General features: G+C 57.4%; 13 protein-coding genes and 1 tRNA gene. 4 read left to right on the top strand and 10 right to left on the bottom strand.

Going from position 1 to position 13,257, the window contains the following annotated elements; all coding sequences use genetic code 11:
* The first annotated feature begins 47 nt into the window (after window positions 1-47).
* A complete protein-coding gene (gene gloB / locus EO133_RS09940; protein ID WP_127072500.1) occupies window positions 48-815 on the top strand; it encodes a hydroxyacylglutathione hydrolase in 768 nt (255 codons plus the stop codon).
* A 7-nt stretch (window positions 816-822) separates the two neighbouring features.
* Here the strand turns inward: gloB and EO133_RS20240 are convergent, their stop codons facing one another.
* The 5 genes from EO133_RS20240 to EO133_RS09960 form a co-directional block, all read right to left on the bottom strand.
* Window positions 823-978 carry a hypothetical protein gene (locus EO133_RS20240; RefSeq protein WP_164734966.1) on the bottom strand — a complete coding sequence of 52 codons (156 nt, stop codon included), beginning with the start codon at window positions 976-978 and terminating at the stop codon, window positions 823-825.
* Between the two features lie 311 nt (window positions 979-1,289).
* Complete coding sequence (locus EO133_RS09945) at window positions 1,290-2,879, bottom strand: copper resistance CopC/CopD family protein (protein ID WP_127072501.1); 1,590 nt, start codon at window positions 2,877-2,879, stop codon at window positions 1,290-1,292.
* An 82-nt stretch (window positions 2,880-2,961) separates the two neighbouring features.
* Complete coding sequence (locus EO133_RS09950; protein WP_127072502.1) at window positions 2,962-3,486, bottom strand: YcnI family copper-binding membrane protein; 525 nt, start codon at window positions 3,484-3,486, stop codon at window positions 2,962-2,964.
* Window positions 3,487-3,551: 65 nt separating this feature from the next.
* On the bottom strand, window positions 3,552-3,938 hold the full coding sequence (locus EO133_RS09955) for a hypothetical protein (protein WP_127072503.1): 387 nt from the start codon (window positions 3,936-3,938) through the stop codon (window positions 3,552-3,554).
* Between the two features lie 123 nt (window positions 3,939-4,061).
* Window positions 4,062-4,138: transfer RNA gene (locus tag EO133_RS09960), tRNA-Arg, on the bottom strand.
* A gap of 207 nt (window positions 4,139-4,345) precedes the next feature.
* Here EO133_RS09960 and EO133_RS09965 point away from each other — a divergent pair.
* Both EO133_RS09965 and EO133_RS09970 read left to right on the top strand, forming a co-directional pair.
* Window positions 4,346-5,188, top strand: a complete 843-nt coding sequence (locus tag EO133_RS09965; RefSeq protein WP_244640537.1) for a thermonuclease family protein — start codon at window positions 4,346-4,348, stop codon at window positions 5,186-5,188.
* Window positions 5,185-6,654: a M48 family metalloprotease gene (locus tag EO133_RS09970; RefSeq protein ID WP_127072504.1), complete on the top strand. Its 1,470-nt coding sequence runs from the start codon at window positions 5,185-5,187 to the stop codon at window positions 6,652-6,654. The genes EO133_RS09965 and EO133_RS09970 overlap by 4 nt, the downstream gene beginning before the upstream one ends.
* Before the next feature lie 83 nt (window positions 6,655-6,737).
* Here the strand turns inward: EO133_RS09970 and EO133_RS09975 are convergent, their stop codons facing one another.
* The 4 genes from EO133_RS09975 to EO133_RS09990 all read right to left on the bottom strand — a co-directional run bounded on the left by EO133_RS09975 (window position 6,738) and on the right by EO133_RS09990 (window position 11,450).
* Window positions 6,738-7,301, bottom strand: a complete 564-nt coding sequence (locus tag EO133_RS09975) for a CarD family transcriptional regulator (protein WP_127072505.1) — start codon at window positions 7,299-7,301, stop codon at window positions 6,738-6,740.
* A 418-nt stretch (window positions 7,302-7,719) separates the two neighbouring features.
* The gene (fdxA, locus tag EO133_RS09980; protein WP_127072506.1) at window positions 7,720-8,058 is read right to left on the bottom strand and encodes a ferredoxin FdxA; all 339 of its coding nucleotides are present in this window, start codon (window positions 8,056-8,058) and stop codon (window positions 7,720-7,722) included.
* A gap of 126 nt (window positions 8,059-8,184) precedes the next feature.
* On the bottom strand, window positions 8,185-8,496 hold the full coding sequence (locus tag EO133_RS09985; RefSeq protein WP_127072507.1) for an RNA-binding S4 domain-containing protein: 312 nt from the start codon (window positions 8,494-8,496) through the stop codon (window positions 8,185-8,187).
* Between the two features lie 56 nt (window positions 8,497-8,552).
* The gene (locus tag EO133_RS09990; protein ID WP_127072508.1) at window positions 8,553-11,450 is read right to left on the bottom strand and encodes a helicase-related protein; all 2,898 of its coding nucleotides are present in this window, start codon (window positions 11,448-11,450) and stop codon (window positions 8,553-8,555) included.
* Between the two features lie 198 nt (window positions 11,451-11,648).
* Here EO133_RS09990 and EO133_RS09995 point away from each other — a divergent pair, with 198 nt between their 5' ends.
* Window positions 11,649-12,368 (top strand): VanZ family protein, encoded by a 720-nt coding sequence (locus tag EO133_RS09995; protein ID WP_127072509.1) that lies wholly within the window; start codon window positions 11,649-11,651, stop codon window positions 12,366-12,368.
* 83 nt (window positions 12,369-12,451) lie between these two features.
* Here EO133_RS09995 and EO133_RS10000 read toward each other — a convergent pair whose 3' ends face one another.
* Window positions 12,452-13,243, bottom strand: a complete 792-nt coding sequence (locus EO133_RS10000; protein WP_164734967.1) for a DUF3108 domain-containing protein — start codon at window positions 13,241-13,243, stop codon at window positions 12,452-12,454.
* Window positions 13,244-13,257: the final 14 nt, after the last annotated feature.

Below are 13,257 nucleotides of genomic sequence, written 5' to 3' on the forward strand. Positions count from 1 at the left end.
CCTATGGTAGAGCTAAGTTTATGAGAACAATGACAAAGGAGTGAGTGGTGGCCCTCGACATTGCCGTTTTCCCCGCGAGATCCGACAATTTCGGTTATCTGGTTCGTGATACGAGGTCAGGCAGGGTCGCGGCGATTGATGCGCCGGAAGAAGCGGCAATCCTTGCCGAATTGAGCCGTCGCGGCTGGCACCTTACCGACATTCTGATCACCCATCACCACCCCGATCATACCGAAGCGATCATGCCGCTCAAATCGCGTTTTGATGTGCATGTGGCTGGTCCGCGCGCCGAGGCCGACAAGATCGAAGGGCTCGACCAGTTGGTCGAGCCGGGCCAGAGGGTCAAGGTGGGCGACGCGGTATTCGATATCATCGCCGTGCCAGGGCATACACTGGGCCACATAGCCTATTTCTGCGAAGTCGACAAAGCGCTGTTTTGCGGCGATGCTCTGTTTTCACTCGGGGTTGGGCGTATGTTTGAGGGAACGCCCGGTCCCATGTGGGAAGGGCTGTTGCGGATGCGCGATCTCGACCCTGAAACGCGAATCTATTGCGGGCATGAATATAGCCTTGCCAACGCGAAATTTGCCTTGCACGTGGACCCGGACAACACCGCGCTACAGAACAGGTATCGCGAAATCGAGGCGCAACTGGGACGGGGCGCTGCAACGATCCCGTCGCGGCTGGCCGATGAAATTGCGGCTAACCCATTCCTTAGGGCCGACGATAGGGACCTTGCCGGGCGCATGGGACTTTCAGAGGCGCCCGCCAGCGAAGTTTTTGCGGCGTTGCGTCAGGCCAAGGACAATTTTTAGCAACAGATCAGAGCTTTTGCCGCAGTTCGTCGATGCGCTGGATCTGTGCTTCCAATTCAGACTTGAGCGCCAAGGCCTCTGCGTGGTTGCGTCGAGTGCCAGCGACAGCCCGCTCGAGATCCTCGATTGCACGGTTTAGTTTGGCAAGGGCAGTTGCGGACATGGATAAGGCTTTCCCTGGGACAATCGAAAGTTCGATTGTCAAATGCAGTCGGTCTTGAGCCTTTGGCTTGCAATCATGGCCGCCGTCGCTCAAATACCTGTTATGGGAAAAGATGACGGGGTTGCCAAGGCGCATGGCGGCGACTGGGTGCCGTCAATCAATATTTTGCCGGGCAAGCTCCTATCGGGGTCCTGCCGGCTGGAAAAAATATAGTGCTGTGGCCAGCAGCGCCGCGCCCATGACCAGCAACCAACAGAACATTCCGGTTCTGGTATGGGTTTCAGGCGCCATCCACGTTCTGTCCCTTGTTTTCATGGCAGTGTGAAGGCCTGGTTCAGCCGAACAAGCTCGAAGCGCGAAAGACGGATTTCCAGATCGACTTGCCATTCGCCGCTCACTGGCAGCGTAATGTCCTTTGCATACCAGAAGCCGTCGCTTTCGAGCTGGGCGGTTGCCCGTATCGCTTCGATTCCAACCTCCGGCGCTGCAAACGAGAGCGCAACCTCAAGCGGTTCAATGGGCAGGAAATCGCCGTCCGAAAGATAGATGGAAACTGCGTTCGTCCCGGCCTGTCCGGGAGTGATCGCGACATCGGCCATCGCTTGGCTTGTGTGAATGTGCAGGCTGACCGGCTCGCTCTCGACCAGCGTCAAAGCGCGCGGAGGCGGCGTAAACCGCCAGCCTGCAACCAGACCGAGAATCAAAACCATCAGGATGATCTCGGCACTGATGCTTTTGCGCATATGGCCAGTCGATACCACATCGCCGCGCAATACAGGTCCGGTCAGCACAAGCCGGTTCCATATGGCCAACCCAAGTAAGATTGTCAGCAGGCCCAGCTTGAGCACTAGGATATAGCCATATGGCGAAAGCCATTGGTCCATGTCCGGGCCCATCTGGATGAAACCAAGGATCAATCCGGAAATCAGGATCGCAACGACAGAGTAAGGGATTAGGCTGGAAAAACGGCCCAACGCATGGGCTGCACCGTCCGGTCGCTGCAAAATCAAGAGAAGTGGCAGCAGGGCGCCGGTCCAGAAAAGAATTGCGCCGATATGCACAAACACGGCCGGGCGTGAGAGCCGTTGGGGCTGGGCAGTGCTCGCATGTCCGCTTAACACTAAAGCAAGCGGGACAATAAGCCATGCCGCTCCGGCCAGGAGCTTTTGCGTTATGGCGTTGGCTTTAACAAGGCTCAGGGCGGCGCACGAAAGTGCAACAAGCAACAAGCTGGCCGTTGAACCGTAAGGTGTAGAGAGGCCGGTTTGCCATGGCCGTGCCCCCAAAACATCGGCAAGATCCAAACCCAGCGCATCAAGACCCTGCAAACCGATGGATACAGGCGTTGCGCAAAGTCCGACAAAGATGACCGTGCCGGTAGCCAATTGGGCCCAGCCCGACAATGGCGTTATAAAAGCACCGAAAATCGCCGAGCCCAGACCTAAAAAGAGGGCCAGATAGAGTGCGGTTTTTGAGGCCCAGATGACACCGGCAACCAAAGGGTCGGTCGTGGTGACTTCGGCTGGAGTGCCGGTCGGCATGCCAATGGAAAAGACCAGTGTGCCGCCGACAGGGTGGCCATCCCCCGACATCACCCGCCAGCTTATCATATGGGTGCCCTGATCGAGGTCTTCAGGCAGGACAATTTCGACATCTGTGCCGCTAGTTGCTGCGTCGATAAGATCGCGTTGAACACCATCGGGCGCAATCAGCGATATTGCCATGGCGCCAACCGGTTCATTGAAGGTCAGAACGACTGTCTGCGGGGCTGCCGCAACGACCGCATTATGTGATGGAGCGGTCGAAAGCAGAACCGCATGGGCCAAGGCTCCGCTTTGGGTCAGCAAAGCGAGGAACAGGCCGAGGATCGGCGCCAAAAGACGGAAGCGCAGGCATGTCATTGAGCTATATCCCTGTTGGCGGAGTGCCAAAGCACTCCGCCCCCGAAAAGACACTTGGTTTATCGGTTTCCATTAAAGGCCGTCAGTGGCCCGACCGGGTGCCCTGGGTCAAGGTAACGCTAGGCGCTGGATGAGATGCGCCAGCTTCGCCGCTGGTATCGATCCAGGCATCCTCGCCATTGGCGCATTCCTGGATTGTCGGGAAATAAAATCTGCCCGGCTCCAGAGAATCGGCAAAGGTTCCCCGGAAAATGAACTCATCATACCATTCATTGGGCAGGTGTCCGCCGGACCAGACAATTTCAATCACGCCTTCGGTCAACTCGGTGCCGTGGTTGACATAGGTGTTTTCGTAAGGGCCGGTAACGGTTTCAAGCTCCCAGCCGGCCTTAGGCATCGGCTTGGCATTGAAAAAACCTTCGGGGATTTGAACGCGGACGGTATGAGTCGCCTCGGTGCCGCAGCCATGGGGAATACGCATTACAGCGCGATAGGTGCTGCCGATTTGTGCCTCGCGCACTTCAAGCGTGGCATGAGCGTGAGCGGGGAGGGAAATGGCAGACAGAGTGGCAGCGGCCAGCGCTGCAATTGAAAACGTGCGGATCATTGCGATCTCCAATGCAAATAGAATCTGAAAACTGAGCGCAGCGCGAAAGCCGCGCTCTCAAATGATCAGGCTTGCATTGGGGGCGCACGCGGCGCCGCATCGGTTATCTTGAAATCCGCCGGCGGAGCGCGCGAGGCGGGCCGGGACGCAGCGTCAAGCCCGGTGCCATCGATCTGCCGGACAAAAATTGCTGCTTCACCGATGGGAAGCTGGTTTTTGGCAAGACTGACGACCGGGCAGGAAACGGCGAAAGGCGCGTTCTCTTCAGCATCGGCGTCGCTGATGGCGGAACAAATAGGCCAGGCGCCAATTGTCTCGTAACCCAGTTCGGCGAAGCTGCTTTGGGTGGCTGCCGCCTGATGTAGCGGAACCAGAAGCGTCAGCATATAGATCGAGAACACTGCAATGGCAGCGCCTGCGTCTTTCCATACTGATCGCGTTGCTTTGGACAAGGTATTTGCTCCCCAATAACAGCGGCTATAGCAACGCGGTTGAGCGTGAAGCAAGCACCATAGTGCCGCAGCGGGTGGTGCTGAACAAACGGTACCGGCTGTGTCATCGTATCAGGGGAGGTCTGGTGATCCCGACTGGATTCGAACCAGTGACCCTCAGATTAGGAATCTGATGCTCTATCCTGCTGAGCTACGGGACCATGTCTGAAAGCGCATAGCAAATTGGACCGTGCTTGGAAACCTCCCTGTTGGGTCCGTGCTCGCGCCTTAGTTAAAACAACAATGGATGATTTTTGCCGCAATTGCGTGCACAGTGCGATTTGGTTGCGAATCTTGTTCCCGCTTTTATGCCGCCTCGAGGAGTTGAGGCGGTCTGATGGGATGGATGTATCTACCGCCGGTAGCGCATGACTGGATTTGGTGTCTTTGAGGCCTGCGATTTGCTTGGACGAACGATTTTGTCAGTGATTGGCCTTATGGCGTTTTCGGTTTCCTCGGCCTTCGGTGAAATTTGCGAGACCTTGCGCGAAGGTCCCACCGCGCGCGTGGTCGCGATTGCCGACGGAGATACGCTTGATCTGGAAACCGGTCTGACCGTGCGGCTTGTCGGCATTCAGGCACCGAAGCTGCCGTTGGGGCGGGAAGGCTTTGAACCCTGGCCATTGGGCGATGAGGCCAAAGCTGCTCTTTCCGATCTCGCCTTGGGAAAAATGGCGACCCTATATTATGGTGATGAAACGCGAGACAGGCACGGACGGGCTTTGGCCCATGTCCTTGTCGCGGGTGAGGACGGTTCAGTCTGGGCACAACAGGCTTTGCTTGAGATGGGGTTGGCGCGAGTTTACAGCTTCCCCGATAATCGCCAGTGTATTGCTCAAATGTATAAGGCCGAGCGCATCGGGCGGGTCGAGAGACGTGGCATCTGGCGCCATCCCTTTTATGCGATCCGCGATGGCGCCGATCATGACGCCCTTCTGGAACATGTTGGCGGGTTCGAACTGGTCGAGGGACGGGTACTCAATGCGGCTCTTGCAGGAGGGCGGATCTATCTCAATTTCGGGCGATACTGGAAAGAGGACTTCACTGTCGTGATTGAAGCGGCGGGCCAAAGGGTGTTCGAGCGTGACGGGATTGACCCACTTGCGCTTGAAAATCAGGTGATCAGGGTGCGGGGATGGCTAGATGAGCTTGACGGGCCGCGAATCCTTGTTACCCATCCCGAACAGATTGAGCTTTTGGGTGCCCAATGAGCCGCGATACGCTTTCTAGACGCACATTTCTAGCTGGAACCGGCCTTCTTCTGGTCGCCGGCCTGTCGAGTTGTACGACGCTGACCGGCGGCTCAGATGTTGTAACCCGCCGGACCAGCGGGTCTGCTCCTGCGGTTCCTGCCGGCACCGATCCTGAAGACCGCGTGATCGGCCTGCGGGAGCATCCGCGCATCATTTCCAATTATGGCGGGGTTTATGAGTATCGGCGCACCGAGGTCATGCTCGCGCGCATGGTCTCCAAGCTGCTTGCGGCAGCCGACCAGCCCAATACCCAGTTCACGATCACCATACTCGATTCTTCGGAAGTCAATGCCTTCGCCTTGCCGGGCGGATTCATTTATGTCACCCGTGGTATTCTGGCGCTGGCCAACGATATGAGCGAACTGGCCGCGGTGATTGCCCACGAGATTGCCCACGTCACACTGCGTCACGCACGGGCCCGGTCCAACCGGGTGCGTACGTCGGAAATCGTGGATCGGGTCATCACCGGGGTTCTGGGCGGGGTCATCGATCCAAACGAGACTGCGCAGCGCTCCGCACAATCGCTGGCGGCGTTCTCCCAGGCGCAGGAATTGGAGGCCGACCGGGAAGGGATCAAGATCGCCGCGCGCGCCGGATACGATCCGCACGCAGCGGCACGTTTTTTGACAGCGATGGGCCGGTTTGCGCAATATGCAACGGCTTCGAGCAACGACGATTTCCTATCCACACACCCCTCGACGCCGGACCGGATCCAGCGCGCAATTCAGGCTGCGCGCAGCTATGGCGAGCCGGGCATGGGGATAACCGACAGGGAAGGCTATCTGGCAGCGATCGACGGGATCGATTTTGGCGATAGCGCCCGAAATGGCGCCATTTCGGGCCAGCGCTATATCAATGCGCAATTGGGGCTCACCTTTTCAGCGCCGCGCGGCTATCAGCTTCAGATGTCCAATGGTGCCGTTGTTGCTGTTGCAGGAGATGGTGCCGCAATGCGATTTGACGGTGCGACGGTACCTGTAAACACATCGCTTTCCGATTATCTACGGTCGGGTTGGATCGCCGGGCTGCTTCCCGAAACCGTCACCAGCCAAGCCCATAACGGGATTGAGATGGCGGTTGGCCGCGCACGCACCGAGCAATGGAATTTCCATGTCGCGGTTGCACGGATCGATAGCGCGGTCTATCGATTCATCTTTGCCGGGAAGGATGATACGCCCCAATTCCGTTCCGATGCCGAGCAAACGATTTCCAGTTTACGGCGCGCCACCCAAAGCGATCTTGGCTCAATCCGCTCGGTAAAATTGCGGCTGATAAAGGCTGGCGCAAATGACAATGCCGATACGCTGAGCCAGCGTATGAGCCAGCTCAATCGCGGGCGCGAATTGTTTCTGGTGGTTAACAATCTATTGCCAGGCGATGAAGTGGACGCGGGGGCATCCTACAAGATCGTGCGGGTGGAATAGCCTGTTGCCAATCGATGGCGGCGAAAAAGAAAAAGCCGGTCAGGTTGTGACCGGCTTTTCCAATGTATAGCTGTCCGTCCTGCTTACGCGGCTGCTTCTTCTGCGTCAGCGTCGTCGTTTTTCGCCGCGCGGCGCGGGCTCTTTGACAGGTTCTTGGTGATCAGCTTGACAGCTTCGGTCAGCGAAAGCTTGTTGACCGCTGCAATTTCGCGGCTCATGCGATCCATGGCCTGCTCGAAAAGCTGGCGTTCGGAATAGGACTGTTCCGGCTGGTCGTCCGAGCGATAGAGGTCACGCACAACTTCGGAGATCGAGATCAGATCGCCGGAATTGATCTTGGCTTCATATTCCTGCGCGCGGCGGCTCCACATGGTGCGCTTGACACGGGCACGACCGGTGACGGTATCGAGTGCCTTGGCGACAAGATCGGGCTCGGCGAGCTTGCGCATACCAACAGATTTGATCTTGGCGACAGGCACACGCAGGGTGAGCTTGTCCTGCTCAAATCCGATGACAAAGAGTTCAAGGGTCAGTCCGGCAACTTCTTGCTCTTCAATGGACTGAATCAGGCCAACGCCATGCGAGGGATATACGATGTATTCACCAGTCTTGAACCCCGCCCGCTGCGTGGACTTTTTGGTTGCCATAGGGCTACTCTCCTGTTGACGCCGTGCAAATGGTTCCCGTTGCGGCATGGGCCGATTTTTGCACTTCTTACGCTTAGGCTCTTTGCAAGCCTTATCCAGTCGCACATTCACCCGGGCAAAATCCGCTTCTTTTGCCCGGTTGGAGTAACGCAAACCTGCTTTCTGTCACAAAAAAAATGCCCGAAGGCATGTGCGATCCGTGATGGAACGACGACTGATTGTGGAAACAATACCACACTTTTGCGACAAAATCAAAGTTTGCGAATCAGGACATGAAATCTGTTGCCCTGTGGGCCTTCAAAAGCATTGCTGTCTTTACGCCGGTATCGATGCAACCATCAAAGCGGTGCTTTCAGCGCACCTTTGCCGCGGCAGCCTATTCGGATTGCCCGTTATATTGTAATGGCAAGTCCCGGTTTCAATCGCCTTCGCCGGGTGCCTCGGAGAAGTATTTCTCGAACTTGCCTTCCACGCCATCCATTTCCTTGGCTTCGGGCAGTTCGTCCCGCTTTTCGGTCAGGTTCGGCCAGATGGCGGCATATTTGGTGTTGATTTCGAGCCAGTGGTCCAAGCCGCTTTCGGTATCGGGCTTGATGGCTTCGGCGGGGCATTCAGGCTCGCAAACGCCGCAATCGATGCATTCGTCAGGATGGATGACGAGCATGTTTTCGCCTTCGTAGAAGCAGTCGACCGGACAGACCTCAACGCAGTCGGTATATTTGCATTTGATGCAATTATCAGTAACGACGTAGGTCATGGCATAGGTCCTGGGCGGGCTGGCAGTCCAAAGGGAATGGCGTGAGGGCCAAGCAAGTCCGGTTGCTAAACGGTTTTGCGCAGCCTTTCAAGGCCAGATTATGCCAAGATTTGCACCGAGGAAGGATCAGCTTTGCGGTTTTTGGGCGCTTGACGAAAGCTGGGGTGACAGGTCCTCGAAAAGCATGGCGGCTGCGCTTGCCGGTCCGCGTCTTTGGGCAAAGCCGACAACCTTGAGCACTCTTATGCGGCTTCCGATCACAAGGGTCAGCCCGTCATCGGGTTTGATGCGGTAGTCTGCGTCGAGAACCCTCTGACCGTTGACCCGTATTGCGCCGCTGGCGATGAGCTTTTGCGCCAGCGTGCGCGTTTTGACAACGCGGGCGAACCACAGCCATTTGTCCAGCCGCTGCCAGGCCGGGTTCGTCTCAGCAGGCATGGGCCGAACTCAGGTCCATGAGACCTGCCCCCGGACCGGCAATGCCTGCCGGACCGTCATTTCCGTGTCTTGAGCGCGGCGAGCGCGGCAAATGGAGAATCGGGGTCGAAGGGTTTTTCTGGCCGTGCCGGCCGGTCCCGATTCGGGCGCCCCCGATTATCGTCGCCTTCAGGGCGTGCCTGGCGCTTGGGCTTGTTGTTCTTGTTGCCCTTGAAGGGCTTGGCCCCACGCTCGTCGGCACGATTGCCCTTTTGCTGGCGATGCCGGTCAGGACGCTTGCCCCCGGGGAACCAGATCTCATCAAATTCAGGTTCTGCGGGAGCGTCCGCTTCGGCAGTAGCGGAAGCGTCAGCGTCGTTGGCTGGTGCAGTCGCGCTTTCAGGCGTTGCAGTGCCCTGCGTTTCTGCCTTGGGCTCGTCCGCGGCCTGATCGGGCAGCATGACCTGGTTCTGGTTGGCAGCTTCGGGCGCGACAGGCGTGTCACTGGCGGCTGCCGGTTCTGCCTCGGCAGCGGGCTTAGGCGTGCGCTTTACGCGATAACCGAGCGATTTCAGGATCGAAGCGAAATCTTCGCCTGCACATCCCAGAAGCGAGGTCATTTCAACGGTCACGCGGAAGCCATTGGCTTCTGCGGCCCCATCGGGTGGAGGCGTATCGGACGGCCGGTTGACGTCATAGGCGATCAGCGGCCGGATGATGTCGGCAAGGCGCTCAAGAATATCGACGCGAACGATCCGATTCCCCGCCACCTTGAAACCGGCGATTTCATATAGGCGCGGCTCGAAACTGGGGTCGATTGGAAAAGACGTGCGTCCCGACAGAATGATATGGGGCAACTCGGAAATGCCAGGCTGGCGCACGCCACCATTTTTCAGGCCCCAAAGGATCAATGCCAACTCACGTGGGGCGGGCTTTAGCGAAAGCGGCACATAGATATGATAGGCGCCGAACTTGACCCCGAGCTTGCGCAGTTTGGCGCGTGTGTCCTGATCGAGACTTTTGACTTCTTCTGCAACCTGGGAGCGGGCAACAAGGCCGAGATTTTCGGCAAGCTGGAAGGCGATGCCGCGCGCAGTACCATCGAGTTCGGCCGGATCGGAAAGCGCAATGATCTGCTCGAGCTGGGTATTGATTGTATGGCGTAGCCACAGCGAAAGCCGGTCTTCGACCTTTTCCAGATCGGGGCCGGTCAGGCTTTCGTCGGCCAGGATGATGATGCGCGGCGCAAAAAGCGTTGGCCCTTCGGACAGTTCGGCAACAACTTCACCACGCCAGCGGATCACGCCGTCCGTTGTCAGGACAAGTTCTTCGTTGGGTGCGCCCGCCAGCCGGTCTGCGCGTTTTGCGATCTCGGGCGCAACGACTGTGCTGGCCGCGCTGCGCAGATTTTTAGAATCGGCCTCCCCCTCGATGCGCGAGAGCGTAAACCGGAACCCTTCGATCGTGCCAATGATATGGCCTTCAATCGTGAGTTCGCCTTTTTCTGTAATTTGCGGTGTTACCATTTGTTTGTCTCTTAGATGACGCATCAGCACACTGGTCCGGCGGTCAACGAAACGCTGAATCAGCTTTTCGTGCAGAGCGTCGGAAAGACTATCCTCGATCGTCCGGGTTGTTTGGCGCCAGTATGTGGGGTCTTCCAGCCAGTTTTTGCGGTTTGAAATGAATGTCCAGGTCCGAATCTGGCGGATCCTATTGGACAGGGTGTCGATATCACCTGTTGTATTGTCGCAGAACCTTGTCTGCTCGGCAATCCAGTCTGCATCTATCTTGCCCGCCAAAACCAGGTCTGAAAAGACCCGAGTGACGATTTCGCCATGGGCAGCCGGTGAAATGTTGCGATAATCGGGAATTTGGCAGCATTCCCAAGCCAGTTCCACGCGTTCTCGGGAGGTTGCGAGATAACCCTGTTCACGCCGCATCAGGAATTCGAGCGCCTTTTGATCGGTGGCAACAGGCACGCGGGTCAGGTTCTGGTGCTCCGGCATGCGATCGAGACTCGCCCGCAAATCTTCAAGAGACGAAAAATCAATTTCCCTGCTGCGCCATTGCAGGACCTTGACCGGATCAAATTGGTGCGCCTCGAGCCGCTCGACCAGTTCTTCGTCAAACGCGGTCGTTCCCCCCGTTATCCCGAAGGTGCCGTCACGCATATGCCGGCCGGCCCGACCGGCAATCTGGCCGATCTCTGCCGGGGTGAGCGGTCGAAACTGGCGGCCGTCATATTTGGAATCGGACGCAAAGGCGACATGACTGACATCGAGATTGAGCCCCATGCCGATGGCATCGGTCGCCACGAGAAAGTCCACATCGCCATTTTGGAACAGGTCCACCTGCGCGTTACGGGTGCGGGGGGAGAGGCTTCCCATAACGACGGCTGCGCCCCCGCGTTCGCGCCGCAGCAATTCGGCAATGGCGTAAACCTCGGTCGATGAGAAGGCGACAATGGCCGAGCGGCGGGGCAAACGGGATATTTTCTTAGACCCCGCATAGGTCAGTTGGGAAAAGCGCGGGCGAAACTGGATATCGATATGGGGCAGCAGCTTGCGGAGCACCGGCTCCATGGTCTGGGCGCCGAGCAGAAGGGTTTCCTGGGCGCCGCGGCGGTTCAGGATCCGGTCGGTAAAGACGTGTCCGCGATCAAAATCGGTTGCCGTCTGGATTTCGTCGACCGCGAGGAAATCGACTACAAGATCGGATGGCATCGCTTCGACAGTCGCCACCCAATAGCGTGCCGCCTTGGGCACGATGCGCTCCTCGCCGGTCAACAGCGCGACCGATCCGGCCCCAACTCTCTCGGCCACCCGACCGTAAACCTCGCGCGCCAAAAGTCTCAAGGGCAGCCCGATCATGCCGGAGCGATGCGCCAGCATACGCTCAATGGCATAATGGGTCTTGCCGGTATTGGTGGGGCCAAGAACCGCTTTGACCGACTGGGAAATGGGTTGGGACATAGCGGTTTGGGGTTGGACGGAATCGAAAGGGGCGAAAACTTTGGTCAGAAGGTGGTGTATCGAAACGGGAAACGCAATGGGCGAAATCGTCCCGGACTTAACTTTTCGAACGAAATGAGAACAAAGCAAATCCGAATCGGCATTTGTGGCTGAATCCCGATTTGTTCACTACCCCATCTGGTATGCCTTCAAGCGCGAATGGCACAAGAGCGTCAATACGCGTTTGAACTTTCAACAAAATCGACGTTTTTCCGTATTTTCCCGTTCATCTTGGTTGCAAAAGCCTTAATGACGGTGCCTGGGCCGCTTTTCTTAAAACACGGTAAAGACAATATTTTATGGAAATGTGAAGCTGTAAATCTAAAAGTTCTGGCTTTCCGGGGGTATGTATGGGCGAAATTTGCAAAAAAGGTTTTGACCGTTCCGAATTGGGACAGCATCCTTGACCGTGATCAAACCTTGCAGGCATCGATTTTTGCCGCTTTAAGCGGTCAGCATTTAAGAGGCAGGCGCCTGCCGACCGGAAGACGTATGATTCGCAGATTTCTGTTTTGGGCATCTCTCGCCCTCATTGCCATTATTGTCGCCGCTTCGGTTATTCCCGGCACCTGGCGGCCGCATACGCCTCTGCGAACGACCGTCGAGCATTTCCTGGCCTATGGGCTCGTTGCCTTCTGGTTTGCGGTGATCCTGGACAAATGGTGGCACAAGATCGTGCTTGCGCTGGCGCTTGTGGCACTTTCAGTCGTTCTGGAGCTGGCCCAAACTGCGATCCCCGGCAGGGGAGGGGAACTTATCGATATCTACTATAGCGCAGCCGGCGTTCTTGTCGGTACCGGTTCGGGTATGGCGCTGGTCTGGGGACAGCGCTGGCTGATGCGGCAGGTTCGCAGAACCGGCAGTACCTATCGCCCCTGACGCATTGAATCAGGCTTGAGCGACAGCGCCTGCGTAATGGCCAGCGCCTTGCGGATGGCCTTGGGCAGCGCGAGCGTCCGGCTTTACTCCAGCCGCGTCAAGACCATGGAAAGATCGCCGAAACTGGTGCCGATCAGGACGCGGTAGGGGATGAAATATCCTGTTCCTTCCAGCGGCGCGAACCAGGCCAGCATGCGCTGGTTATCGCGCAGATAGTTTGTGATTTCGGAGGTTGAAAAGTGTCCGGCAATCGGATTGTAGCGCATGTGGCAGAGAACGACCGGCCCCTGATAGCCGGTGCGACTGGAGGTAGCCTGTTGCATTTCGGCAAAGCCGAGATTGAGATCGAACCGCTCCACCCCGGTAAAAATCCGCATCGTCCTGTTGCAAAGGCTCTGGTCCAACCCGTTGCCGCGCAGGATGAAGGCCGCGATCGGATCGTTGACGCCACTGCGGTGACTGCTTGTCACCTGTACCCGGTTTTCGTTGTTTGTCAGCGGCGGGCTGATCGCGTGATGAACCGCATTGCCACCCTGATAGCGCGCCTCGACCTGAAAACGTTCCGACTGGGTGCGCGTTTCAAGGAAGAACCGGTCTGAAGCCAGGCCGTCTCCGGTGATGCGTCCGCCAGAATTGACCGAGCCACTGCCCTGGGAAACCACCTGCGCAAGTCCGGCGACATCGGCGGAAAGATCGAGCTGATAGGAAGCTCCATCTGCTTCGAGCCTTATATTGACATAGGCGACGTTAATCCCTGCCAGATTGACCACATAGGAAGCGAGCGCATTGGCCTGCTGGGCTTGTGCCGGGGTTGCGGCGAGCGCAAGGGCGGTAAGTCCGGCTTTGAACAAGGATGGAAAAGAAGGTAGCTTCACACTCACACTCTGGA

It is taken from the genome of Pelagibacterium lentulum (genome assembly GCF_003992625.1).
Taxonomy (GTDB): domain Bacteria; phylum Pseudomonadota; class Alphaproteobacteria; order Rhizobiales; family Devosiaceae; genus Pelagibacterium; species Pelagibacterium lentulum.

Bases quoted from the DNA above. Each gene is read 5' to 3' on its own strand.
- EO133_RS20240 (WP_164734966.1), bottom strand. From the start codon at position 978: ATGTCCGCAACTGCCCTTGCCAAACTAAACCGTGCAATCGAGGATCTC.
- EO133_RS09945 (WP_127072501.1), bottom strand. From the start codon at position 2,879: ATGACATGCCTGCGCTTCCGTCTTTTGGCGCCGATCCTCGGCCTGTTC.
- EO133_RS09950 (WP_127072502.1), bottom strand. From the start codon at position 3,486: ATGATCCGCACGTTTTCAATTGCAGCGCTGGCCGCTGCCACTCTGTCT.
- EO133_RS09965 (WP_244640537.1), top strand. From the start codon at position 4,346: ATGACTGGATTTGGTGTCTTTGAGGCCTGCGATTTGCTTGGACGAACG.
- EO133_RS09970 (WP_127072504.1), top strand. From the start codon at position 5,185: ATGAGCCGCGATACGCTTTCTAGACGCACATTTCTAGCTGGAACCGGC.
- EO133_RS09975 (WP_127072505.1), bottom strand. From the start codon at position 7,301: ATGGCAACCAAAAAGTCCACGCAGCGGGCGGGGTTCAAGACTGGTGAA.
- fdxA (WP_127072506.1), bottom strand. From the start codon at position 8,058: ATGACCTACGTCGTTACTGATAATTGCATCAAATGCAAATATACCGAC.
- EO133_RS09985 (WP_127072507.1), bottom strand. From the start codon at position 8,496: ATGCCTGCTGAGACGAACCCGGCCTGGCAGCGGCTGGACAAATGGCTG.
- EO133_RS09990 (WP_127072508.1), bottom strand. From the start codon at position 11,450: ATGTCCCAACCCATTTCCCAGTCGGTCAAAGCGGTTCTTGGCCCCACC.
- EO133_RS09995 (WP_127072509.1), top strand. From the start codon at position 11,649: ATGGCACAAGAGCGTCAATACGCGTTTGAACTTTCAACAAAATCGACG.